The 25,123-nt window shown below is 46.3% G+C and carries 16 protein-coding genes and 1 riboswitch; of the genes, 8 read left to right on the forward strand and 8 right to left on the reverse strand.

The features are described 5' to 3' along the window. The first annotated feature begins 251 nt into the window (after positions 1–251). Positions 252–2,051 carry a glycoside hydrolase family 44 protein gene (locus HW988_RS06830; RefSeq protein ID WP_181606792.1) on the forward strand — a complete coding sequence of 600 codons (1,800 nt, stop codon included), beginning with the start codon at positions 252–254 and terminating at the stop codon, positions 2,049–2,051. On the opposite strand, the gene HW988_RS06835 is transcribed toward HW988_RS06830, so the two are convergent. Together HW988_RS06835 and HW988_RS06840 are read right to left on the reverse strand one after the other, a co-directional pair. Then, positions 1,996–2,778, reverse strand: a complete 783-nt coding sequence (locus HW988_RS06835; protein WP_181606793.1) for a DUF3750 domain-containing protein — start codon at positions 2,776–2,778, stop codon at positions 1,996–1,998. The two genes, HW988_RS06830 and HW988_RS06835, sit on opposite strands and share 56 nt — an antisense overlap. A gap of 120 nt (positions 2,779–2,898) precedes the next feature. Then, positions 2,899–3,249 (reverse strand): hypothetical protein, encoded by a 351-nt coding sequence (locus tag HW988_RS06840; protein WP_181606794.1) that lies wholly within the window; start codon positions 3,247–3,249, stop codon positions 2,899–2,901. A 280-nt stretch (positions 3,250–3,529) separates the two neighbouring features. Between HW988_RS06840 and HW988_RS06845 the strand changes: the two genes are divergently transcribed. Then, a complete protein-coding gene (locus HW988_RS06845; RefSeq protein ID WP_181606795.1) occupies positions 3,530–4,336 on the forward strand; it encodes a hypothetical protein in 807 nt (268 codons plus the stop codon). Between the two features lie 14 nt (positions 4,337–4,350). Here HW988_RS06845 and HW988_RS06850 read toward each other — a convergent pair whose 3' ends face one another. After that, positions 4,351–5,235 (reverse strand): IS1 family transposase, encoded by an 885-nt coding sequence (locus HW988_RS06850; RefSeq protein ID WP_181606796.1) that lies wholly within the window; start codon positions 5,233–5,235, stop codon positions 4,351–4,353. A gap of 74 nt (positions 5,236–5,309) precedes the next feature. Then, positions 5,310–6,065: an ABC transporter substrate-binding protein gene (locus HW988_RS06855; protein ID WP_181606797.1), complete on the reverse strand. Its 756-nt coding sequence runs from the start codon at positions 6,063–6,065 to the stop codon at positions 5,310–5,312. Positions 6,066–6,187: 122 nt separating this feature from the next. Between HW988_RS06855 and HW988_RS06860 the strand changes: the two genes are divergently transcribed. From HW988_RS06860 to HW988_RS06875, 4 genes are all read left to right on the forward strand, one after another. After that, positions 6,188–7,888 carry an NAD-dependent malic enzyme gene (locus HW988_RS06860; RefSeq protein ID WP_181606798.1) on the forward strand — a complete coding sequence of 567 codons (1,701 nt, stop codon included), beginning with the start codon at positions 6,188–6,190 and terminating at the stop codon, positions 7,886–7,888. An 84-nt stretch (positions 7,889–7,972) separates the two neighbouring features. Then, positions 7,973–8,830, forward strand: a complete 858-nt coding sequence (locus HW988_RS06865) for a hypothetical protein (protein WP_181606799.1) — start codon at positions 7,973–7,975, stop codon at positions 8,828–8,830. 135 nt (positions 8,831–8,965) lie between these two features. Continuing rightward, the gene (locus HW988_RS06870) at positions 8,966–10,246 is read left to right on the forward strand and encodes a PLP-dependent aspartate aminotransferase family protein (RefSeq protein WP_181606800.1); all 1,281 of its coding nucleotides are present in this window, start codon (positions 8,966–8,968) and stop codon (positions 10,244–10,246) included. Between the two features lie 41 nt (positions 10,247–10,287). Further along, positions 10,288–10,392, forward strand: a riboswitch (TPP riboswitch). Continuing rightward, positions 10,382–12,472, forward strand: coding sequence for a TonB-dependent siderophore receptor (locus HW988_RS06875; protein WP_181606801.1), 2,091 nt, complete (start codon positions 10,382–10,384; stop codon positions 12,470–12,472). Its footprint overlaps the riboswitch before it by 11 nt. A gap of 40 nt (positions 12,473–12,512) precedes the next feature. Here HW988_RS06875 and HW988_RS06880 read toward each other — a convergent pair whose 3' ends face one another. Beyond that, a complete protein-coding gene (locus HW988_RS06880; RefSeq protein ID WP_181606802.1) occupies positions 12,513–14,522 on the reverse strand; it encodes an alkyl/aryl-sulfatase in 2,010 nt (669 codons plus the stop codon). A 129-nt stretch (positions 14,523–14,651) separates the two neighbouring features. Here HW988_RS06880 and HW988_RS06885 point away from each other — a divergent pair, with 129 nt between their 5' ends. Then, positions 14,652–18,650, forward strand: a complete 3,999-nt coding sequence (locus HW988_RS06885) for a DEAD/DEAH box helicase (protein ID WP_220128819.1) — start codon at positions 14,652–14,654, stop codon at positions 18,648–18,650. 50 nt (positions 18,651–18,700) lie between these two features. Here HW988_RS06885 and dbpA read toward each other — a convergent pair whose 3' ends face one another. The 3 genes from dbpA to HW988_RS06900 are packed head-to-tail and all read right to left on the reverse strand — an operon-like array spanning position 18,701 to position 23,949. Beyond that, positions 18,701–20,098: an ATP-dependent RNA helicase DbpA gene (gene dbpA / locus HW988_RS06890; RefSeq protein ID WP_181606804.1), complete on the reverse strand. Its 1,398-nt coding sequence runs from the start codon at positions 20,096–20,098 to the stop codon at positions 18,701–18,703. A 59-nt stretch (positions 20,099–20,157) separates the two neighbouring features. Beyond that, entirely contained in the window at positions 20,158–22,722 is a 2,565-nt protein-coding gene (locus HW988_RS06895) for a hypothetical protein (protein ID WP_181606805.1), read from the reverse strand. A gap of 9 nt (positions 22,723–22,731) precedes the next feature. Then, a complete protein-coding gene (locus HW988_RS06900; protein ID WP_255490248.1) occupies positions 22,732–23,949 on the reverse strand; it encodes a hypothetical protein in 1,218 nt (405 codons plus the stop codon). A 145-nt stretch (positions 23,950–24,094) separates the two neighbouring features. Here HW988_RS06900 and HW988_RS06905 point away from each other — a divergent pair, with 145 nt between their 5' ends. Next, positions 24,095–25,114 carry a lipoate--protein ligase gene (locus tag HW988_RS06905; protein WP_181606806.1) on the forward strand — a complete coding sequence of 340 codons (1,020 nt, stop codon included), beginning with the start codon at positions 24,095–24,097 and terminating at the stop codon, positions 25,112–25,114. The last annotated feature ends 9 nt before the right edge of the window (positions 25,115–25,123 follow it).

Here is a 25,123-nt window from a genome sequence, read left to right on the forward strand (position 1 = left end):
ACCTCGAAGAATAAGTTCGAAAAAGATGCGTTGTTATACTGCGAATTAAAAAAAAAGTGGGGGACGATAAGTGCCAAGTGAAAAACTGGTAGGAGTGTCGCAAAAATTGACACCTTTTCAGGGTGATCCCTAAGGCCTTATTAGTCCTATTTCTAGAAACGCCCTTTTTGGATCAGAACAAGACTCGACACTCACATCAGTAGTAAATAGCGTCTTGTTAAAGCACAATTGTTAATAGGGGATGCACACATATGAAATCTATCTGGAAAAAACGCCAACGTATAATGTCGTATACGGCACTTCTTGCGCTGATGCTCCTGTTCCAAAACTGCTCCAGTACAGGTTTCGAAACACCGGCTAGCACCACAGGCAGCCAATCAACGCCAGGGACAACTCCCAGCCCCTCTCCTACCGTAACCCCTTCGCCGACGGCAAGTGCTTCGCCAACGGTTTCTCCTACAGTAAGTCCTACTGTCAGCCCGACAGTGTCGCCAACCGTGAGTCCGTCACCAACGACAACACCGCTTCCAGCTGCCGATGTGACCTTTAATATTGATGTGAACTTAAATCGTCACACGATTTCTCCTTATATCTATGGTTCAAATTATGAAACCAGCTTGTTCAATAATATTGGTTCCTTCCGCATGGGGGGGAATCGATGGACGACTTATAACTGGGAGAATAACGCGACCAATGGTGGTACCGACTATAACAACTCCAGCGGTAACCGCGTTTGTGAACTTGTGAACTGCGGTAATAACAGTGAGGTTCCGGGTGAGGCTGTGCGCCTGGGTGTTTTGTTGGCCTATAAATATGGAGCCGCTCCGGTTGTGACGATTCCGATCGTTGACTATGTGGCTGCGGATAAAAATGGGACGATCACAGCGCCAGCCTCGGATACGAATACACGCTTTAGAAGAAATCTAGATCGTAAGCCTTCATCGGTGACGACTCCCGTAGCAAGCCTTAATGATAACTTCGTTTATCAAGACGAGGCCGTGACCTACTTTCAGAATGCTTTTAAAGCGGAGCTAGCGGCGGGCAAGAAAATCCACTATATGCTCGATAATGAACCGGCAATTTGGAAAACCACTCATCCGTTGATTCATCCGCAAAAAACTTCCTATGCGGAGATGAAAGAAAAGACGATTCGTTTTGCTAGCATGATTAAAGAAAAAGCCCCGAACGCGATGGTGTTTGGTCCTGTGGCTTATGGCTTTAACGAAATGATGAGCTTGCAAGACGCCGACGATCGCAGCAATGGCGAATACATGTCCTGGTACTTGCAACAATTGGCAGCAGCAGAGAAAACTTACGGCAAACGCCTGGTGGATGTTTTGGATATGCACTGGGGTTCTGAGGCTCGCGGTGATGGCAATCGAGTGCTTGATGAGACGGTCGCGCAGACGGCGGGCTTGATTGCGGCACGCTTGCAGGCTCCGCGTTCTTTGTGGGATCCCAACTATAAAGAGACTTCCTGGATTGTAGATGACTATTTAAAGGCGCCTCTCAAGTGGATTCCACGCTTAAAAGAGCGTATTGCAACTTATTACCCGGGCACAAAGATTTCTTTTTCTGAATACAATCACGGTGGTGGCGGCATCATCTCTGGTGGTATCGCGGAAGCTGATGTGTTGGGTATCTTTGGTCGTGAAGATGTATATCTTGCGACTCACTGGGACCGGGAAGATTCACCATACATTTACGGTGCGATGAGATTATTCGTGAATTACGACGGAGCGGGTGCCCGCGTTGGTGATATCTCGGTAAAAGCTGTTTCTACAAGTGATGACAAGTCTTCGGTGTATGCGATGCAGTCATCCACAGACAGCAAGAAGCTTTACATTGTGGCGATCAATAAAACATCCGCAGCGCTAAGTACGAATATCAGTATAGCGAACGCCGGCTCCTTTACCAAATACTCGCGCTATATGATCTATGACGGTGTCTCCACTCCTAAGAGCATGGGTGACACGCCAATCAGTGGCAGCGCTTTTAATTATTCGATGCCGGCGATGAGTGTGACGACGATGGTTCTGTCGGCACCGTAAAGACGGGTTTATCTGACATCCCTAAACGCCCGACAAATGGCAACTTCAAAGCCGGTCGGGCAAAGTCGATTCCAAAATTCATTCCTAAAAGATTGATTTCTATTCCCTCGGCGAGTCCCACCGTGGCTCCCAGCATTCCAAATAATGAAAGCTGCACACCCGTACCGGATTCGGTGATGCCCACCGGTTGGGCGCGACCGATCCAGTCCTTGCCAATCGCGTGCGGGGGCAAGTCGGTATAAATGCCCGGAGTATTTCTCATTACATAAGACACAAAGGTGTTGCTGTTGGGGCCGGGATAAACGCGGTAAGAGTCCGGGTAAGGATAGCTTTCCACGGCTTTCAAAATATTCGGAATCATCTCAGTCGCGGCGTCTCCACGGATATCCAAATGCAAAGTCGGCTCATTGCCAAACCATCTTTCGTCAGGTTGACGGTGAGTCAACCGCACCACAGGCCATCCACGATTCGCGTAGTAGCCAATGACCTCATAGATACTCCACTGACGGGCATCTTTTTCTTTATAGGCGATCCACGAGTGGACGGCGAGATTGCCTTTCCATCCATAAGTTCGTGCAGAATAGATCTGCACAACCGCGCGGGATTCTTGTTGTGGAGTCGGAGCTATGCCGATCGAGCTGCGATCTGCAGTACGCCAGTCGCTGGCAGCGGCTAAGAAAGATTTAAAAAACAAAATACTTACTAGTAACAGCGATTTTTTTTTCATGCTGATCAGAATAACTGATAACTGCGGAAAGGGACAGCCATGGAGTGCCATGGGACAGACCAAGGTAGGCTGCGAGATCCGCGCCCACCTTGAAAATCAAGTGATTCTATTGTTCCGGCATTATTCAGGGCGTGGAGTTTTTTGTAAATTGCAACCACCAACGAGTTGGTCATTCCAAACTCCTTCGTACTGATAAACAGTGTCTGACATACCATCACTGCCTTTTTTATTCAGTTGAATGCGAAGCTTCGCCTCTCCATTTATGGATTTGGCAGTTAGGAAATTTCCCATTTTGGTGTGAGTAGACGGCCAAGTCACAAGCTCCTCATTTGGACGAGTCAGAGCCAACTCATGCATCTCGGTGTCGTAAGTGACCTGTTGAAAGGGCTCCGTAAAATTACACCAATATGTGGTCGCAAAAGCTGTTGGTGCAAAGATGATGGTCATAAATCCGGCTAGGATATGCTTCATAGGTTCTCCTTTTTGTATTTGTTGTAGGAGGAGATTAAGGGCAGAGTCCTTGTTTGGTGTACTAACAACTCGGTAATCCGGTCTTTAAGTGCTGAGAATCATAGGGCCTCGTGGGGCATTTAATGGATGGCAAACAGGGGGTGCCTATTTTGTCGTTTGTTTTGGAAAGGATTTCCCGGTTTATGGGGGTGGAAACTGGTCAGCTCGAATTTAGACGGACAAGACCTCTCGGCATAGAAAATGGATAGTGGTCTCTATCAACCTTAATAAGGAACCATTTATGTCTAAACGTTATACAAAAATCTTTGCAGCTTCTGTTTTGATGATGATTATGGGTCTTTCCAATGCGCATGCGGCGATGGATAAAGACAATGCGATCGACGCTCAATCTGATGTTGAAAGCGCTTTTGCAAATCTAGATGAAGCTCAAGGTGGCTTTGATGAATCCGTATCTGAGCTTGGTACTGCGAAAGCTGATTTGGCGGATCGCACTCGTGAACATAAAGACACAACTCAACGCACTCGCCGCGAAATCAAACGCTTGCAAATGGAAGCAGATCGTAACTCCAAACAAACGACTCGTTTGATTAGTGAAGCGATCACTTTGCGTAAGCAAATTGAAAAAATGGACTCCCAAGAAAACGATGCTCGCAATAAATTGGCGCGTATCAATGAAAAATTGAATAAGGCCAAGGCCGATCGCGATCAGTCTCAAGACAGAAAAATGCAGATGACGGCTCAGATCAATGCAACTCGTAACGAAACAGCTCGTACGAATGCGGCTTTGAAAACAGAGCAAGCCAAATTGGCTCGTGCTAAAAATGAAGAGCGTCAATCAGCAGCGATGCTTAAGAAAACGGATGCTGATTTCTTGAAGGCTCGTGCAGCTTATGAACGTGAATCTAAAAAGCTTGAGCAACAAACGATGGCGGCTTTATCAAACGCTGACAAGCACAACAGAAAAGCTCAACAAAACATCGAAAAAAGAAAACAGCTACAAGATAAATTGAATCAAAAACGTCAGAAGTTGAGTGAAGCGAAACAAAAGCAAAAACAAGCTTTGGCCCGCTTAAGCACATTGAACTAAAACAAACTGGCCCCTCACTGTGTGGTGGCCAGACGTCTATTATGCTCCAAAGCATACAGCGCAATATGCCCGGCTAACTCGCCGGGCTTTTTCGTTGTGCACCACGTTTTTCTTATCAATCGATTAATATTTGCCCGCAACATTGCAAACGTATGATTTAGCGAGAATATCGGATCCCACTTTAACTTTTTCAATTCTCCCTGGCCAACTACTGCTCCTCGGCCACCCAAAACAGTTTCGTGTCTCGCATAGGGAAAGAATCTTTTTACATCTGCGGGATATGAAGGATTAGAATCCGATCTTATTACGGCGTATGGATGAACGAATTCTTGCACATCTTGAAAGAGCTTCGCCCTCGCTAGGGGGCGGTGATCCGTTCGAAGGCCGTACTTCTTTTTTGCGTAATGAACGATACGGCCCTTAGGGGGCATTTGGGCAACCTCGAATCCCAAAATTCTGCGCGTGGAATACTCCACTATTAAGGTTACTGAAAGAGGCTTGTACTTCGTGTGTTCGAAGGTTTCAAGATCGTCGAACTCCACCTCTGTGGAAGGCCCGAAATTTTTATTCCAGTTAGCGAGCTCGGTTTTTGCTGTGGCGGTCGCAAAACGAAATTTTCTAACAACCGTTTTCCGATTGATCTTCAGTACTCGCGCGATTTCACGTTGACTCATTTCGCCTGTTAAAAGATCGCGTATGAGCTTATTTAAATGTCGTTTTTTTTGCCATTTTGCTCGGCTCGTTGTAGCTGCAGAAAAGCTTTTGCCGCAGCGAACACACCAGAATCTGGTGAGGTATTGACCGTCGGACTTGCGATAATACTTTCCAAGTTTACGAATCGTCCGAACGGCGTTTTGAGGATCTCTTTGCAGATGGCAATGTGGGCATTTTAGTTTCATGCCTCTTGTCTAAGGCAATTCCAGGGCCACCAGAGAGCATCAACTAGACACAATTTGGTGGGCCAGGTTGATTTTTATTCGTAGTGGTGATATTTTTTGCGGAACTCAGATTCGATTTTTTGATAAGTTCCATTGGCAATGATGGTTTGCATACCCTTTTCAAAGACAGCTGCATATTTAGAACCGTCTTTGTGTTTTTTCGAGAAGTTTACGTACAAGGAATCTCGGGAAACTCTTCCCAAGGCTTTTACTTTCTGCCTTAGTTCTGGGTTCTTTTCCAGAATCGACTCTCCCGTTAAGCCCCACAGGACGGCGTATTGAATGCGACCGGCTGCTACTTTTTGCAGCTGGGATTTTTCATTCGGCCCGTTTTCCGTTTTGATGCTCTTGTTCGCGATAAATTCTGAAGGGTACGTGTAACCAATTGTGGTTCCAACCACTTTACCCTGAAGATCCGAAAGCTTTAAGCCAGCTTTTTCATTTTGGCGGCCATAAATAAGCATATCCGCTTGGAACAAGGGGGTCTCATGAAAGATATAATTATCTTTGGTGTTCTGATTGATAAGAGTGTCAAAGCAGCCAATAGAATTGCCTTTGTCGACTTCCATCATACAGCGAGTAAAAGGCATAGGGCGTATGATTGCCGTCACACCTTGTGACTTAAAAGCTGCACGCACGATGTCGGGAGCAAGGCCCTGAACATCTTTATAATCCTGAGTGGCAGAGGAATATGGTGCCCAGTCGTCTTCGCCCACCAGAGTGATGGTTTCGGCCTGGGAAGGTCCCGAAAAAAGCAATGCAAGAAGAAATATCCAACGAGAAGAGATCATCAAAATAAACTACCTCAAAAATAGAACTAATCATACTAGAATTTGTTCATGTCCAGTTATACGAGACATCATCATCTTTATAACTGATGTACAAGCGGTTGCCTTCGTAATAAGATGCCCCCATGGACACAGACAACTCCCAGAAACGACCGGTTTATATTCCTTATTCAGGAACTTTTCTTTTGGACATTTCTTTACTGAACAAAGGAAGCGCATTTTCTGAAGAAGAAAGAGGTAACCTCAATCTTCATGGACTTTTGCCTGAACACATCGAAACTATTGAAGAGCAGGCAGCTCGTGCTTACAGTCAATTTTCGCTGATCAAAAACAATCTTGATCGCCATGTTTTTCTACGACACTTGCAAGACACTAATGAAACTCTGTTCTATTACTTGGTTGTTAGGCACATCACTGAAATGTTGCCCGTGATTTACACTCCCGTGGTGGGGGAAGCCTGCGAGCACTTTTCAGAAATCTATCGTGCGCACCGCGGTTTATTTATTTCTTACTCACACCGGGATCGTATTGATGAAATGCTTCGCAACGTAACGAAGCAAAAAGTAAAAGTGATCGTGGTCACAGATGGTGAACGAATTTTAGGTCTAGGCGATCAAGGCATCGGCGGAATGGGAATTCCAATTGGAAAGTTATCCCTGTACACGGCGTGCGGCGGAATTAGTCCTGCGTACACTTTGCCTGTGGTTTTAGATGTCGGGACGAACAATCAAACATTAATCAACGATCCACTTTATATGGGTTGGAAACATCCACGTATTTCTGGTGATGAGTATTATCAGTTCGTGGATGAGTTCATTGAAGCCGTCAAACGTCGTTGGCCCGATGTGCTTTTGCAGTTCGAAGATTTCGCGCAGAAAAACGCTTCGCCACTTTTGAAAAGATATCGTGACGAGATTTGCTGCTTTAATGACGACATTCAAGGGACAGCCTCTGTTGTCGTGGGCAGTTTGATTGCTGCCAGTCGCGCAGCCGGTGGTCAACTTCGTGATCAAAAAGTAGTATTCCTGGGTGCCGGTTCCGCGGGATGCGGAATTGCGGAGCAAATCGTGGCACGCATGAAGCAAGAAGGACTTTCTGAACAAGAAGCCCGTGCCCGTGTCTTTATGGTGGATCGTTACGGTCTTTTGACAGACAAAATGCCAAATCTTTTAGAGTTCCAGGCTCCTTTGGTGCAACCAACTGAATCTCTGCAATCCTGGGGGCTTCCTGAGGGCGAGATTTCTTTATTGGAAACTGTACGTCATGCCAAACCGACTGTGTTGATCGGTGCCTCGGCTCAGCCGGGATTATTTACCGAAGAAATCATTCGCTTGATGCACAGTCATTGTGCTCGTCCGATCGTGATGCCTTTGTCGAATCCGACATCTCGTGTGGAGGCTTTGCCAGAAGATATTATTCGTTGGACCGAGGGGGCGGCATTGGTTGCAACCGGCAGTCCTTTTGCGCCAGTGGCTTTTAACGATAAAATCTATCCTATTGCTCAATGTAACAACTCATACATTTTCCCGGGAGTGGGGTTGGGGGTGATCGCTTCGGGGGCTCGTCGTGTGACGGATTCAATGATGATGGCGGCAAGCGAAGCTTTGGCAGATTGCTCTCCGATGGCTATTTCTGGAGAGGGTGTTTTATTGCCTGAACTGAAAGACATTTCTTCTGTTTCAGTTGAGATCGCTTTCCGAGTGGGTAAGGCTGCTCAAACCGATGGCGTTGCCGTTAAAATGACGGATGACGAGCTATTGGCAGCGATCCAGCATAACTTCTGGAAGCCGGAATACCGCATATACCGCCACAGAGCTGCTACTTAAGGGGATCAATTTAAATAGCTGTCTAAAAAATAGTCGAAAAACAGAATTCAGAAATTTCTGATAAGAACGAGTAAACTAAGTTCTATGATTCAGGAACTTTGGCACTCATTCCCCAGAACGTTAGTCGAAAGAATTAATTCCCTGCTGGACGAGGCTGAACCTAGCCAGGCCAAAGCATTTCAGCTCTATAAAAGCTGTCAAGCCGACGGCCTGTGGGACGAGTCGTTTGAAAAGTTTCAGAAAAAACTAAATGCCTTTTACTCACTGCCGAAACACGATCGTCGCAAAAGCGCCATGGATCAGGTCTTGAACGGCCCCCTGCCTTCAGCGACCTTTGCAGATTTTCATCTGAACTTTAGAAATGCCGCCATCGATAATCGTTCTTTGCAAACGCTGGCAAGTTGGACACATCATCTTTTGCGCGTGGGTGGCAAATATACCAGTGTCGTGATTGCCGAAGATATTATTTCCAAGACTTTGAATTATATCACTCAGCCGCCGGCGTTTGAAAAATCCTCGAACATTGATTTCGATGATTTTTGCGAAGCCTGGAGAAAAACGGTTTTTAAAAATTATGGAAAGTCTCATGACGCCGAGCTGACTCGGATTGTGGGGGAGTTGCGTTATTTAAACAGTCAGCTCTTGATTGAAGAACAGCAACGCCGGGACCGTCCGGTGATGATACCCACGATCTATCTGACTCAGACAGAAATCGATTGGACCATGGCCGTGATGGAGGCCGCGGAAGAAAACTTGGAAATGCCCAAGTATCCACTTTCAAAAGGTCCACAGAAGCCGCGTCTGATTGAGCTCTTGCGTGTGGTGCAGCTGTATAAAATCGTCCAAAACACGCAGCTTCCAGAGTTTGTGAAACACCGTGAAAGCATTCGAGCGACGATCCTGGATCGCTGTCAGCGACTGCTTGTCGACAAAGCAAGTTAGCGATTTCAATCCTCTAATCTATCCAATAGCACTTGGTAAACCTCGGGCCGTTGTCGCCTGAAGTCATGCCTATCTCTCCTCTAGAACCTGTGCTCTATTTTTGAGACCTGACTATCAGTTTCTCGAGGGGGAATCGTGACTAAAAAGTCCGCTCGTAAAAAGTTATCGCCACGCACGCAAGCCATTCATGGTGAGGCACTTTCAAAATCCTGGGAGTTCTCGCATCACTTGATTCCGCCAATGACGGCATCAACAACATTCCGCTTGGGTTCTTTAACTCGTGGTGCAGAAGGCTTTAGCACTTTCGCCGGACCACAAAATTCTGATCAGCCTATTTGGATTTACGATCGCCTGGAAGAGCCAACGACCAAAATGCTTGAAGACCAACTCGCTATTTTAGAAAAAGGTGATTGTGCCGTGACGTTTGGTAGCGGCATGGGCGCGATCTCTGCGACCTTGATGACTTTGATGAAAACGGGTCAGAAAGTGGTTTCTCATAAAACTCTTTATGGTTGCACGTACAGTTTGATCACGAACTGGTTGCCACGTTTTGGTATCGAACATTCCTTGATTGATGTGAATAACTTTAAAACTCTGGAACAAGAACTGAAAGATCCAAAAACGCGCGTGGTGTATTTTGAATCTGTTTCGAATCCTATTCTGGAAGTCGCTGATTTGGAAAAAATTGCGGAGCTGGTGAAAGCTGCCAATAAAAAACGGAAGGCCGACGATCGCATCTACACGGTGGTGGATAATACTTTCGCGACGCCGTGGTCTTTGCGTCCCATCGAATGGGGAATTGATTTCGTTATTCAAAGTTTGACTAAAAATATCTCGGGTTTCGGGACCGAGATGGGTGGGGCCGTGATCTGTCCTAAAGCTTTCGATGGCCAACTGCGTGTGGCTCGTAAAGACTTTGGCGCGATCATTCATCCATACTCTGCTTGGCATATCCTGGTTTACGGGATCTCGACGCAAGCGATTCGCTTTGAACAACAACAGGCGACAGCTTTGAAAGTCGCTCAGTTTCTGGAAAAACATCCAAAAGTTGAGAGCGTGACTTATCCGGGCTTAAAGTCTCATCCACAAAGCAAATTGGCTCGTAAATATCTGGTGTCTCCAGAAAACAACTTTGCTCCGGGCACGATGATCTCCTTTAGACTTAAAGGCGATATGAAGCGTTGTCAGAAGTTTGTCGACGATGTTGCGCAAAATTCTTATTCGATTACTTTGGCGGTTTCCTTGGGGCTTACGAAAACTTTGATCGAAGTTCCCGGATTCATGACTCATTCAGCGATTCCGGAAAACAAGCGTGGAGAAAGTAAAATTGACCCGCGTGCGATCCGCCTCAGTATCGGTCTTGAAAGTGTGAAGGATATTATTGGGGACCTTGAAGCCTCGTTGAAACAAGTCTAAGAAATCCTATTGACCTGACTTCCTGATTGCGACATAAAGCTCAGCACAACTAGGGGTGCTGCTATTCGTTGTTGAATGGCGGCTGAGAAATACCCTTTGAACCTGTTTGAGTTAGAACTCGCGTAGGGAAGTCACATGAAAATACCCGTTCTCTTGGTGTCCGCTATTCTTGGTGGATTAAGTTTTGAAGCCCGCGGGCAGGAATCCTCTGCCGCCATCCAATTACAAACCGTTTTAGTGAATGAGACTGCAGATACAGATGCTTCTGTGCTGGGGTTTCCTGGATTTTCTTTGCAGGAAATTCCACTGTCGGCCTCGAGTTACGATGAGGGTGAGCTTCAAAAAAATCGGATTCATCGTCTTTCGGATTTGACGACTTTAGACGCATCTCTGACGGATAGTTACAATGCCACGGGTTACTGGGACATGGTTTCTATTCGGGGTTACACCCTGGACAATCGCAATAACTTTCGCCGGGAAGGTTTGCCGATCAATGCCGAAACCTCCATCCCTTTGGACAATAAGGCTAACGTGCAAGTATTAAAAGGTCTTTCAGGAGTGCAGGCGGGCATCAGTGCTCCCGGCGGCATGATCAATTATCTGGTCAAGCGTCCCACGGAAAAAAGATTTATCAATCTGCGCTCTGATGTCAGTGATTCTGGAGATTTCCTGGTATCGGCTGATGCGGGCGGGGCGTCTGCAGAGAATTTAAGTTACCGGGTCAATGTCGCGCAGGAGTACCTGTCGCCACATTTAGATAACGCCAAGGGCTCAAGAACGTTGCTTGCCGGGGCGGTCAGCTATCGGCTTTTTAACGCAAGTTTATTGGACCTGGAATTAGAGTGGTCCCAGCGCTCGCAACCCAGTCAGGCCGGGATGAGTTTATTGGGGGCAAGTCTGCCAGCGGTGTCTGATCCAAATATCAACTTGAACAATCAGTCTTGGTCTCAACCGGTGGAGTTTACGGCACTCACAGGGACTTTGCGTTACAGTCAGACTTTCGCTGAAAATTTAAATTGGGTGACATCACTGGGTGGCCAGAGCCTGCTTAGCGGAGATCATTTGGCTTATCCATTCGGTTGCACGAAAGAGGGAAATTTTGATCGCTATTGTTCGGATGGAACTTTTGATTTCTATGACTTTCGCAGTGACGATGAAAAGCGCGATACTCTAGCTCTGCGCACATCCTTGGATGGAAAGCTACAAGCGGGCGCTTTGGTGCACTCTTGGAACTTGGGAATAATGGGATGGAAATCTAAAGAGCGGTATCAAAAACAAGCCTATAATTTTGTGGGCGAGGGGAAAGTTGATGGTTCGGCTGTCGTTCCTGCCGATCCATCCTTGACGGATGAAAGTACGAATCGTGACTCTGATAATCTTCAGATTTTTGTATCTGATTCGATTCAACGGGATAAGTGGACGGGATGGTTAGGGGGCAGTTGGAATGGCATCGAGCGCAGCACTGTGCGCACTGACGGTTCGCGCCCCACAAACTATTATCAAAGTTTTGTCCTGCCGTGGGCGGCCTTGTCTTATCAGTTTGAACAATTGATGGCTTACGCCAGTTATGCCGAAGGTATGGAGTCTTTTGTCACTCCAAACCGAAACACTTATACTCGTCCAGGTGAATTTTTGGCGGATGTGAAATCCCATCAATACGAAATTGGATTGCGCGGGGGACGAGATATTCGCTGGGGTTCGGTGCTATTTGAAATTCATCGGCCCGTCGTGATCGACCAGGCACCACTTTATCAAGTGGATGGAAGTGATGTCCATCGCGGGATTGAGGTGGATTTGCTGCAAGATCTGCAAAGATGGAGCTGGAATTTTAGCAGCCTACTTTTGGAAACGAAGCGCGAAGGCAGCGCTGTGAATCCTGTGCTGAATGGAAAAAAGGCCGTCAATGTTCCAGAGGCAACTGCGCGCCTAAGGGTGCAATATCATCTGGTAAGCGTGACCGGTATGTCCATAGGTGGGCGTATGGTTTATGAGGGTCCTCGAGCCGTCTTGCCCGATAACTCGATCATGTTGCCGGGCTGGGTGCGCTGGGATGCGGGGGTGAGCCTTCAGAAAAATTGGGGATCCATACCGGTGAAGGCGGAAGTCTTGGTCGAGAATTTGCTGGATCGGAAATATTGGAGAGAATCTCCCACGCAGTATGGCCACGTGTATTTGTATCCCGGAGCTGAAAGGCTTTTTACTTTGAGTTTTCTGGCGGAAATCTAAAAAAGGAAAGGACGGCGAGAACCGTCCTTTCTTGTATGAATTATTCGTTTACGTTCGCCATGCGATCGTCTTTGGTTGTTTTTTCTTCGACGGGGGTGACCAGATTGAAACCAGGGTCAAATGTGTCGAGCATGGCAACTAAATCGCCCATGGCCTTGGCTTGTCCGTCATACTTAACTCGTCCAGAGCGTTTTAATTCCTCCGTTGTTGTGAGCCCACCCAATAGAGACCCCAGATCTGCTGAACTCATCGAGTAAGAAGCATCCACCTTTTCACCGCTATTCATTTTACGAAGATGCAAAACGGAATTGTTAAGCTCCAGAACTTGCTTGTCTTTGGTTCCACTTACAGTAAGTCCAAGTTTCATGGATTTGCCTTGGGTTTTTTCTGGATTTAAGCGAAGGCCCGTATAGTCGATCAGCATCGCCAAAGGTAAAGATCTTGGATCCAGTAGTGGAGGTGTTGCGATACTATCACCGGTTCTAAGTTCAGCAGCGCCGGATAAATAAACATCACGCCATGGGCCGCTTTCGGCTTGAAATCCTAATTGTTCCAAAGCCGCGGCTTGCAGTTTTTTAGCCTCCTTGTTGCCAGGCTCTGCGTAAACCAGATGATTGACCAATTCAGCGGTCCAACGATAATCGCCCTTGTCGAAGGACTCGCGGCCCATTTTTAGGACCTTGCTTGCTCCACCCATTGCGGTGACATAGCGTTTGGAGGATTCAACGCGAGGATGTCGGTGAAGAGTTGCTGGATTTCCGTTATAAAATCCTAGATATAATTGAAAAGTCGCTTTCACATTGTGACTTAAAGTTCCGTAGTAGCCGCGATTATAAAATTCTTTGGCCAAAGTATCAGGCAGCTTCATTTTTTCCGCTATTTCCTCAGCATCGTAACCTTGATTGGCAAGACGCAAAGTTTGGTCATTAATGAATTTGTACATGTCGCGTTGCTTAGTCAGATGCTCCGTAACTTTTGCATTTCCCCATCTTGGCCAGTGATGAGAGGCAAAACTTACGTCAGTTTTATCTCCAAACATGTCCAAAGTTGTATTAAGCGCTGTCGACCAGACGAGGGGGCTGCGTACCTTTGCACCACGAAGCGTGTAGAGATTGTGCATCGTCGAGGTCGCATCTTCGGAAAGACACAATGCTTTCATCTGAGGGAAATAGAAAAGCATTTCGGATGGAGCTTCGGTACCAGGAGCCATTTGGAAGACAATGTCGATGCCGTCGACATTCATTTTTTCGCCGGTCTTAGTAATTATTTTGGTCGGAGGAATGAGATTTGAAGTTCCCAACGAAGTACCAGGCCCCAGCCCGGTGCCCAAATTGCCGATCGGAGAGTTTGTCATGACTCTGCCGTACATGTAGATCGCTCGGCGACCCATGGCGTTTCCTGCATACAGATTTTCGCTTGTCGCTTCCTCCATAAATCCATCAGGTGCTATGATTTGAGTTTTTTTTGCTTTGATATCTGCTTCCGAAGTCACTCCTAAAACTCCGCCAAAGTGATCGATGTGACTGTGGGTATAGATCACCGCTTTGACGGGTCGTTTGCCAAGTTTTTCGTTCGCTAATTTTAAGCCGGCGGCTGCGGTTTCAGAAGAGATCAGCGGATCGATAACAATCCAGCCGGATTTGCCTTCGATCAATGTCATGTTGGAAATATCAAAGCCGCGGATTTGATAGATTTTGTCTGTTACTTTAAACAATCCATGAATGCGCGTGAGTTGCGATTGTCTCCATAAACTTGGATTCGCAGTGTCGGGTGCTTCAGTGTCTTTAACAAAATTAAAGGCGTTCAGATTGTAAACTGTTTTGCCTTCGGCATCTTTGATCATTGGATTATCAAGTGTCGCAATGAAGCCTTTTTGCGCAAACTCGAAATCTTCTTTATTCGAAAAATCTAACATCTTACTATAGCTTTGGTTGATTCTTCTAGTAGTTTCAGTAGCTTTTCCTTCAGGTAAATCTGCTGCAGACGCGACAGAGGCCGTGAAAGCGAATACAGTCGCGCTGAGAGCAGTGCTGCTCAAAAAATTCTTCATAATTTCCTCCTGGATAATCAATTATGGTTTAGTGTCGGTCAGAGAGCCAATCTGCTATGGACAATGTGCGAAAAATCACCCATAATGTTCGATGCCCATTCAAGTGGTCATACTGACAAAGGACAAAGCGTGTTTCTTGCTCCTCTGAGTCTTCAAAATGTTGCTCAACTTCGCCATCCGAGTGAGCGTGTTCCCGTAGGTGAGCAGCGTGAATTCGCCGAAGGCTTGGAACTGATCGCCGATAATGGATTTGATGGTTATGAAATGCACCAAAGTCCCAGCGGTTCCATGCAGCTTAAAATCTTCATGGATGACAAAAAGGACGCGGGTCGTTGCACTGTCAAAGTTTTGCAGGACGAGACATCCGGCGTACTGGATTTTCGTTGTGACCAATGTGGCACCCGCGGCGATACTAAAATCACTTGTTCTCACCAATTTGCGGCCTATGTGATCTTGTGGCAGGCGCTGACTTTGGAAGAAGATGCTCCGGCAGATCCACGCATTGAAAAACTCGCCGAAGACCTAAGAGGCCCCAGTCAACGTTCGCGCCATGGCGTCACTCCCGGTTTGGAAGCGGAAGCGACGGGATTTCTTCAATCAATCACACTTTATTCCGAGGAAGCACCGGTTCTTCGCGGGGAGACTTTAAGTTCTCTGCTCAATGAGACCGAGAAACCACATCGCCTGATTGATGTTTCTAAGGAGCAAGAAAGCCTGGCGCCTTCTTTGTGGAATTTGCCAGATGTGTTTCGCAGAAAGCTGACAGCTTATTCTGAAAATTATTTTAACGAAGTAAATGAACAAAACCGCATTGCCGGGATGGTTCGTTATAACTTTAGCAATGGTGTGCAGATTTCTGCCAAAGATATCCTGCGCCATCCGCTGTATAAAAGTGTTCCCAAAGATTTATTGCCGCAACCGCGTAAGCCAGATTCTGCATTTGATAAATGGCCTCTGACGTTACAGCGTGACAGCCTTTTCATCAGTCAAGGCTTACGTGAAGTTGAAGAGATCATGCAAGTGGTTCTTTCTAATGTGGCGACGAAGCTGAATCAGGGACAGCTTGAAGTTTACATTCAAGGCAAGAACTCTCAAAAAACATTGCCGGTACGTTATATCGATTTCGATATGAGCCGGGAATTCGAGTGGCGCGTGGATTTTACCGACAAAGAAACGCTGACTGCTCGCTTTGCTTTGACCAGTCCCGAGCGCAAAAAGCCTTTTGCCTTTTTCGAGTCTTTTGCCTTTGAGGCAGAAGAGGGCGTTTTGGCCGTACATCCCTGGTACCGCGAGTGGAGTCAATTCGTTCAGGTTCTGACGGATATCTATGACGATGCTTTGCAATTTAGCCTGAGCTCTCAAGATTATCCACGGGTGGAGATCGAAGGGGAGCTTGAAGCGAAACGTATGGTGAAACACCTGCGTTCGCGCACGATCCCTTTGCATATCACCGGGGAAACAAAAGTTCTGCCGGAGTCGCAAAGTATCACAGGTATTTATTTAACTGAAAACGGTAGCTTTCATTTGCAACATGAAGCTCGTGTTGTGGGACAAAAGGATCTAGCCCGTGCGGGTTGGACAGCGCGTTCCTCTTTATACCTTCATGTCTTGTCTGAAGGCCTGCCATACTTTCTGGGTGCAGATGCCAAAGATGTGGCGACCCGTGCTCGTGGAAAAAGAGACTGGGATCTAAAACTTCTTCGTCACTTGGGTGTGCTTCAATATCTGACTTTGGAAACCTTGAACTGGCACTTTGCGGGTGAGCTGACCGATGGTCGTATCGTCGAGGAAGACGAAATCTTTAAAATGGTTCAAGACAACATCCAGGCCCTGTTAGTCAGTGGTACGGGCGTTGTTCTGGCTCGTGATATGTCTTTGCAGGAGCTTTGCTCGCGTAACGTTCTGGTTTATTTCGATGACTACGTTTCTAAAACTCTCGCAGCCTTAAAATCCAGCGAATCCTTTTATTCTGAATCCGGCGAAGTGATTTTAGAAGGCGCTGTCGAGCGCGAGTTCCGCCTGATCTATGAAATGCTGAAGCGTCTGGTGTCGACGACAAACGGGGATGCCTTTAAGAAATCTCGCACGTCATTCCTGTCAAAAATCTGGAATGGTGAACCCGAGAAGGATCCAACTTTGCGCACGGGATTGTTCCAATTCCCGAATGTGCGCAAAGAGGGATCTCATACGCATGATACTATTGAATCTCTTCAGGCACTTTTGCCATTCGGCTTTAAGATTTACTACAAAGGCCAGGCTCTTCAGGAATTGAATGAAGATGACTTCCAAGTGGATTTCCTTTTAACCAGCGATGCTTCCGAAAAGTATTTCAACTGGTTTGAACTTAATCCAAAGTTCTTCCTGAAAGGTCAGGAGATCGACGCTCAAGCCATGACCGGTTTCGGCGGCGGAGGAGTGATCGAGTACGACGGTAAGCTTTATCTGGTGCCTAAAAAACAAATGCCAAGCCTGCGTCGTCTGGAAAACTTCTGGCGCAAACTTCAGGGCGGCAAAACAGATGCAAAAGCCAAAGGTGGCATCGGAGAAAGAGTTTACAAACTGCCACGCCATCAGATTTTGGAACTGTTGGCATTGCGTGCTTCCGGTGTTGCAATTCGTGGGGATCACGAATGGAAAAAGATTTGCGATTTCTATGATGGATTGGGGCAGGGGCCTCGCCCGGTACATATTCCTAAGACGGTGAAGGCGGAGCTTAAACAGTATCAGGAATACGGCGTGCAGTGGTTGCAGGATCTTTATAATCTGCGCCTGGGAGCTTTGCTGGCAGACGATATGGGGTTGGGTAAAACATTGCAGACTCTGACCTTCCTGGAAGATCTGCGCGTTAAAGAAGAGCTGGGGCAGGTATTGATCGTTGTCCCATCATCCTTGATCTTTAACTGGCAAAGTGAAGTGCAAAAATTCGTTCCAGATTTGCCTTTGGAGGTCTTTACCAATAAAGACCGCGATCGCTTGGGTAAGAAACTTTTCACCAAGCAGGATTGTGTCCTGATCACAACTTACGGTCTTTTGATGGAGCACGAGGACTTCTTGTCCCAAGTTCACTGGAAGACTTTGATCTTCGATGAGGCGCAAAATCTTAAAAATATCACGACGAAACGCACCAGTGCGGCTCGTTCTTTGAATGCGCAATTTAAAGTCTGCCTGACTGGTACGCCGATGGAAAATCACTATGGCGAGTTCTATTCTTTGGTGGATATTCTGGTTCCGGGCAGCCTTGGTAAAATTGAAGACTTCCGTCGTCAGTTCGTAAATACCGAGATGGTCACGCGTGAAGAGATGGATGATCTGAAACTAAAGATCAAACCTTTGCTTCTTCGCCGTACTAAAAAAGAAATCCTGGATCAGCTTCCAGAAAAACAAGAAACTAAGATGAGCATCGCTTTTGAAGACAAGCAGATGGAAATCTATCGTGACATCGCACTGTCTTATAACCAAAAGGTTCAAGAGGCGATGACGACAAATGGTGAAGCAAGCGTGCAACTGCAAATGTTGACGGCTCTTCTTCGTTTACGTCAGGCGTGTTCGGATCCTGCAGGCTTGCCAAATGTTCGTTACGAAAAAGTCCCACCGAAATTGGAAACTTTACTGGAATCTATCAGTGAGATCGTGGAATCCGGCGAAAGTGCTTTGGTATTCACACAGTTCCTGCAAACCCTGGAACACACAGCCAGACTTCTGCATGAGGCAGGAATCCCAGTCTTTGTGCTTCACGGTGGAGTACCAACAGCACAGCGCCAAAAGATTTTGGCCGAGTTCAATGCGACGAAAGGTGGCGCCGTATTGGTGATGACTTTGAAAACGGGTGGTGTGGGTTTGAATTTGACCAAAGCCAGCTACGTCTTCCATTTAGAACCATGGTGGAATCCGTCAGTGGAAAACCAAGCAACGGACCGTGCGCACCGTTTAGGGCAAAGCAAAGCCGTTCAGGTCTTCCGCTATATCATGCATGAATCTTTAGAAGAAAAAATCGAAGTTCTGAAAAACCGCAAGGGCGTTAAATTCCAAAACCTGTTCGGCAATGCAGAATCAACAACAGATTTAGGCGGCAGCGCAAGCGGCGCTCTAAGCAAAGAGGATTTCGATATCTTATTAGGACTGAAATAATCAAAAGGTACGCCGTACCTTTTGGGGGTGCGGCGCAGAATCGAATTATACTATTTTACGATTTTAACTTGGAACTTTTGCGCTTTGATTTTGCCGTTGCGAAGGCTGTTTAAAGCGTGATTTGCTTGATCCGTTCGGATCGCAACGTATGTATAGGTATCGTACATTTCGATTTTGCCGATATCGCCGGCTTGCAAACCGCCGGAAGCACCGGTCAAGGCACCCAGAATATCTCCCGGACGGATTTTGTTCTTGCGACCGCCAGAAATCATCAGTGTTTGCATCGGGGCTTGTTTCCATTCCCAGTTCAAACCGAATTGGTTTTTGAAACCTAAGTTAGGTTTTTGGAATTTACGACCCGTGATGTTTTCAATTTCAATCAATTTCAAAGTATCGCGAGCTGATAGCAATGTCACAGCTACACCGGACTTACCAGCGCGACCCGTACGACCGACACGATGAACGTAGGTTTCTGGCTGCAGAGGGAAGTCATAATTCACCACCAGTTCAAGATTTTCAATATCCAATCCGCGGGCGGCAACATCGGTGGCTACCAAAATTTTGGCGCTGCCATTTTTAAACAAAGCCATAACGCGTTCGCGATCTTTTTGCTCAAGGTCGCCATGCAGGCAGGTGGCGCTGGCTTTTAGTTCCGCGAACTTCGTCATCAAATCATTGACGGTGTTTTTAGTATTACAAAAGACGATGCAAGACTCAGCTTGATGCTGTTGTAAAACGCGCATCAGGTTTCCGGCTTTGTCTTTTTCTTCCGAGTCATAAGTGACTTCTTCGATTTGTAAAGCCTCGGCGCCTTCTTCGATGGATACTTTTTGCGGATTTTTTTGATAGCGTTTGCTTAAATCTAAAACGGCATCGGTGAAAGTCGCTGAAAACAAAACTGTTTGGCGATTCACGGGAAGCTCTCGCATAAGATTTTTAATTTCGACAATAAAGCCCATATCAAACATCTTATCGGCTTCATCAAGCACGACAGTTTTGACATCATCCAAGAACAAGCGCTCCTTCGAGGCCAGATCTAAGATACGCCCTGGAGTTCCGACAGCGATCTGTACGCCTTTTTCAAGTTCAAGCTGTTGTTCGCGACCTGTTTGACCTCCGCCAGTCAGAGCAATCGTTTGTAAGCCAGGAAGCCCACGGCCCAACTTACGGACCTCGGCAAGTACCTGGATCGCCAGTTCGCGAGTCGGGCAGATGATGAGGGCTTGCAAAGTCTTTTGGTTGATTTCCAGTTGTTGCAAAATCGGCAATAAGAATGCCGCCGTTTTTCCACTGCCAGTTTTGGATTGGCCGATGACATCTTTGCCCGCCAGAAGCACCGGAATACTCTTTTCTTGAATAGGAGTCATAGAGCTAAAACCCAGTTCTTCGACGACAGTCAAAAGCTCAGGTTTTAAATTTAAAGCGGAAAAAGAATTCGTCGTATTCAATGAAGGCTCCCGGAATGGAGCCTAATATAGCAGAACTTAAGGGGAAATTCTAGTACGCACTAGTTTTGAAGGCCACTCAGGGCTTGCAGCCAAGGGCTCGTAATCTTTGACAATTGTACATTGCTCTCGACCGGGAGGTGAGGCGCAAGCTCCATTAATGCCAAAAGAGTGACGACTTTTTGAGGGAAATCCAGGGTTGTCCCGTCGCCATTCACGTAGAACTGCTCCTTGGTGCTAAAGAGCTGTTTGTTCATGGCATAATAGATTTCCTGGGCACTCCAAAGGTAAGCATCAATCTTAGTCAGCTTCCAGGCCGCCAAGAGCGCACGAATAGCATAAGCTTGCTCGTAAGCTCGGTAAGGAACCTCGGCAGAGCGCTTAAATTCTTTAAGCTTATATTGCGACTGAACCAAAGAGTCTTCGTTGATCAGTTGATTGGAAATAAAGTTCGCTAAAGACACAATCAAAAGTTTCAGGTCCCGACGGCCCTCAATTAAGTCATCCAAGTTCGAGCGACCGTTGCTGTCTTTTTCAAGCAGGATGCTGGACTTTGTTTTTTCAACTCCATCGGTCGCCACTAAGAACTCATTCAATGAAAGCAAAAACTTCGCGACATCGACAGATCGAACGATGTTGGATTTCACACCGTCTTTCATGTCGACAATGCCACCCATAATGGCAGTTTCATTGCTGGTGGAGTATTGGTCTGCCCAAATGATGTTATCATCCAAAGTCACCAAAAAGACCGGAGTGGCTTTCTTTGTAATGTCTTTCAAAAGAACCGCAACATCACCCACGTTCAAGGCAAAGAACATGTCTTTCGGAAACAGGGGACGCGCGAATTCTGAAGACTGAATGTCTTCGATTAATTCCTGGGCTTTAATATTTCCCAAGTACTTATCAAAGCTGCTGACTTTCCAGTCCGCAGTGATTTTCAGCATCTGACTTAAGCCATCGATCTGTTCGGCAAAGGATGCCGCTGAAAAATCTTTGGCGTAATCCATTCCAGGATTCACGTGGAAAGGATCCTGAAGAGTCACTTGATCAGGGATGCGGTACGAATACGGCATCTCGGAAAGTTTCATTATGTCCAAAGGATGTTTTACTTTCTCAACTGGAGAAAGCAACGCGGGCACCAAGCGGTCATTGATGTCACGGTACCCACCGATAGTGATAAGCTTATTTATTTGAGAAAGAGCCGTTTGCAGCCCCAGACTTGCGTCGTCGGTATTTTCCATCAGTAGGGATCGCGCCATCACTGAAGAACCCGCCGTATTGGCTCTTAGAGATGCCGGGGAGCCCACACCTTGAATTTGCAAAGGTGATTTCTTAGTCAGTTGCAGTTGAATAGAAGGCGTCTCAAAGCCCGCAACTTTACCGTCATAAGAGTTCATTTTCCTAACTGACCACTTATGCAAAAGATCTTTTACGTAAGGTTCATAGTTGTTTTGAACGTCACGAATATCCGCGGCTTTCTTTGTGATGCCGTTATCAATGTTATCAGCGAAGATACCTGGGATTTCATGTACGAAGCCCAAAGCAAAATTCTCAACCACGCCGATCAGAAATTTTAATGCCGTGTCGTTTAAAGTATCGCGGATTTTCAAAACACCGAATTTTTCGATCTTAGGAAGGATAAAGACTTTTTTAGTAATACCATCAATCAGGCCACCACGGCAGCCGGGTGTGCGCAGGCAATCCAGATCTTTTTCATTTTGCTTACGAAGAAAATCATAAAGCGTTTCATTAGCCGACCCATAGTACTTCTCTCGCTCTTCGGGGGTCAGTGTTCTCCATACATCCACCAGAACCGTCAAGGCGCCTTGAGCGTCACTAATGACTTCAATGCCATGACCGATTTGCAAACCTTGGTTCAGCTGTTTGCTGTACTCGTCAGGCAAAGTGACTTCGAACTCTTTAAGAAGTTGTTGAATCAGGCCTAAGTTTTTATAGAAGTTCGTGGATTCGTAAAAGGACTTGGTAAAAGCCGCCATTTTCGAAAAATAAGGCCTAGTCTGAGCCGAGATTTCACTGATCAGGCCTTCTTCCACAGGGGCGCTTAATCCCAACGAAGGAATTTGCGCGAGGAAAGTCTCGGTGAAGTTTTCGACTTCCTTAATTAAAATCTCCACGCGAACCTGACGAGTGGCCCACGGAAACTGCTTACCAATAGTCATCAATCTTTCGCGAAGTTGCACTTTGGCGCGGCTTAAATCACTTTGAATAGTTTCAAGGCTGGACGTGACTTCCGTCTTTGTCTGCGCAATTGCGAGTCCCGCATAGGGTGCGAGTGCCAATGCCTGATAGGACGTCGTTTTTGGTTGAGAATAAAATTTCTTAATCCAAGTCAGACCCTTTTGGCGCAAAGTAGGATTGTTCGTTAATAAACCCAAATTATAAACATTTTGGGCCTGGCGAAAGAAATTTGAAGTCGCAACTTCACCTTGCCAGGAGATGTCTAGTTTCGTGGCATCAGATTCACGCAAACCTTCGCGCAAATTCACATCTGAAAAACGGGGACCGAAATTTTGAGTTCCACCACCCAGGCTTGGCGATTGAACTTTAGGAGCGCACGCGGCTAAAAGCAGAGTCATCGCTAAGGAAAGGCATAATGTTTTTTTCATCAAACCCTCCTAAAAGAAAAGCATCAGGTTTAATTCCTGAGCCAGTTGACGTTCCACATTTACACCCGCGACATAATCAGAAATTTCCAAAGAAGCGATCATCGGGAGCAGAGATTTCTTTTTAAAATAAGATGAGACTGTCGAATACACAATCTGCGCTTTCACTTTATGAAAGTTCGATGCTGTGTATTTGGAAAGCATGTCGTAACGAAGACCGCGGGAACCACTGAAGGAATCGGCCTCTTTATTTCCGTACTCGTATCCTGTTCCTAGGCTTAGCTGATCATTCCAATCATAAAACAGATTGCTGCCCACGATTTGAGAATTTCCAATTTGACGATGAATGCGTTCTTTGTTGACTGCATCGGGCAACGTGTCGTCTTCATTTGAGGGAACACGCTCCGTGATTTGATCTGGAACGTTCAAGATATAACTTGCGAATGGAACGGCCGTCATTTTCCAGAACTTGTACGAGTAGGCAATGGTGTTATTGATATTCGTACGACCAAAGTTATTCAATGCCGCCAAGTCATCACAATCATATTGTGGACCTGTCGGTAAATTGATTTGCGCCTGATAGATCAAGGCGGTTCGAGAATCATCAAAGAATTTGTAGATGCTGACCAATTGAACGTCTCCCACAAAGGAATCGTTATGGTCTTCAAGTTTCTTATAGCCTTTTTGCGCTAAAGTATCGTTGGTCGCTTTTCCCAAATCTGTATTAAGAGCTTCATCCAGTTCCGGGCTTAAGCCAGAAAATTGACTGCGGTAATAATCGATATTTGAAAATTGCTGGGACAACTTAATACGATTTGTGTAGTTCACGAACGGAACACCGGCCGCCACGGTCCACTTGGACGTCACTCCACGGGCAAAAACGGGTGCGAAATAGTTCACATGGGGTTGAGTGTCGACGTGTAAGACACCCAGGTTAAATTTATCACCCAAACCAGAGGCACCGAATTTGTTTAAAGCCGTGATCAGCTTACGGGCATCGGCATTGAATTTTTGCAGGGTTTTCGCGTCGAAGTTAACAGACTTATAGTCACCCAAAGTGATAAGGCTGCCGTCGTCTGTATATCTTTCACCAATGCCGTCAAGATTGCCATAGCGGAAGGAGGGACTATTGATGCCCTCTGGGAGAGTCTCTGTCGATAGCAGAGCGAAGGCACGGGAGGCACCCAAGAAAAGGCTACTTGCTATGAGTAGAATGATCACTACTTTCACTTTTATCCTCACCAGAATGCGACTTGGGTGTTATAGCCGGATTGCATAAAAAAGTCTTGTAGAAAGGTATCTTTTTACAGAATGTAAACTATGAGTTCCCACTGTGCTGGCTTAAACGCAGAATTTCTGCTAGAGTCCGTACACTATGACGACACTTAAGGTATTTCTTTCCGACTCATTTCATCCGCAACTAAATCTTGCGACTGAGGAATGGATTTTCCATAACCTGGATCCTTCCAGTCAGATTTTATTTTTGTGGAGGAACGAAGAGACTGTCGTCATCGGTCGCAATCAAAATCCCTGGTCGGAGTGCAATCTGGCACAAATGAAAAACGATAATGTTCACTTGGCTCGTCGAACGACGGGCGGTGGCGCTGTATTCCATGATTTGGGAAACACTAACTTTACTTTTCTATCTCCCAAAGATGGCTACCGCCGCGAGAACAACATTCAGATTATCTTTGATGCTTTGAAAGAGTTCGGCATCCAGGCCGAGGCGTCAGGTCGTAACGACTTGACGGTACCTTTCCATGATGGCCCCCGTAAATTCAGCGGCAGTGCTTATCGTGAAAAGAAAGACCGCGCTTTCCATCATGGTACTTTGCTTTTGCATGCCGACCTCACGCGCCTGGGGAATTACCTGACCCCGAATCCTAAAAAGCTTCAGGCCAAGGGTAAAGAATCAGTTCGCGCGCGCGTGACGAATTTGAATGAGCTTTATAAAGACATCAACCATGACAAAGTGTCAGAGGCGATGATTCGTTCTTTTGAAAAGTTCTATGGCGCTAAAGCTGAAGTGATCATGCTGAACCTTGAAAGTCTGCCTAAGATTCCGGAATTGAAAGAGCAATATGATATTCTTTCTTCCTGGGAGTGGTTGTACGGATCGACTTTGGAGTTCACTCACAAAATGGATGAGTACCTGAGCCTGGGATTCTTTGATTTTCATTTTATCGTCGATGATGGTGTCATTAAAGATCTAAAGATTTATACGGATTGCCTGTATCCGGCACTTATCGAAAGCATGCAACACTCGCTGATTGCAAAACACTATTCCGGTAACAGCGTAAAAAACGCCTTCACAGAAGTCGTTCAAAAGTTTCCGGACCTTGAGCCACAGATCAATGAACTTGAATCGTGGCTTGTAAAGAATATTGAAATTTAAGGATGTCCC

This window comes from Bdellovibrio sp. KM01, assembly GCF_013752535.1.
GTDB lineage: Bacteria > Bdellovibrionota > Bdellovibrionia > Bdellovibrionales > Bdellovibrionaceae > Bdellovibrio.

Bases quoted from the DNA above. Each gene is read 5' to 3' on its own strand.
- HW988_RS06830 (WP_181606792.1), top strand. From the start codon at position 252: ATGAAATCTATCTGGAAAAAACGCCAACGTATAATGTCGTATACGGCA.
- HW988_RS06835 (WP_181606793.1), bottom strand. From the start codon at position 2,778: ATGAAAAAAAAATCGCTGTTACTAGTAAGTATTTTGTTTTTTAAATCT.
- HW988_RS06840 (WP_181606794.1), bottom strand. From the start codon at position 3,249: ATGAAGCATATCCTAGCCGGATTTATGACCATCATCTTTGCACCAACA.
- HW988_RS06845 (WP_181606795.1), top strand. From the start codon at position 3,530: ATGTCTAAACGTTATACAAAAATCTTTGCAGCTTCTGTTTTGATGATG.
- HW988_RS06850 (WP_181606796.1), bottom strand. From the start codon at position 5,235: ATGAAACTAAAATGCCCACATTGCCATCTGCAAAGAGATCCTCAAAAC.
- HW988_RS06855 (WP_181606797.1), bottom strand. From the start codon at position 6,065: ATGATCTCTTCTCGTTGGATATTTCTTCTTGCATTGCTTTTTTCGGGA.
- HW988_RS06860 (WP_181606798.1), top strand. From the start codon at position 6,188: ATGGACACAGACAACTCCCAGAAACGACCGGTTTATATTCCTTATTCA.
- HW988_RS06865 (WP_181606799.1), top strand. From the start codon at position 7,973: ATGATTCAGGAACTTTGGCACTCATTCCCCAGAACGTTAGTCGAAAGA.
- HW988_RS06875 (WP_181606801.1), top strand. From the start codon at position 10,382: ATGAAAATACCCGTTCTCTTGGTGTCCGCTATTCTTGGTGGATTAAGT.
- HW988_RS06880 (WP_181606802.1), bottom strand. From the start codon at position 14,522: ATGAAGAATTTTTTGAGCAGCACTGCTCTCAGCGCGACTGTATTCGCT.
- HW988_RS06895 (WP_181606805.1), bottom strand. From the start codon at position 22,722: ATGAAAAAAACATTATGCCTTTCCTTAGCGATGACTCTGCTTTTAGCC.
- HW988_RS06905 (WP_181606806.1), top strand. From the start codon at position 24,095: ATGACGACACTTAAGGTATTTCTTTCCGACTCATTTCATCCGCAACTA.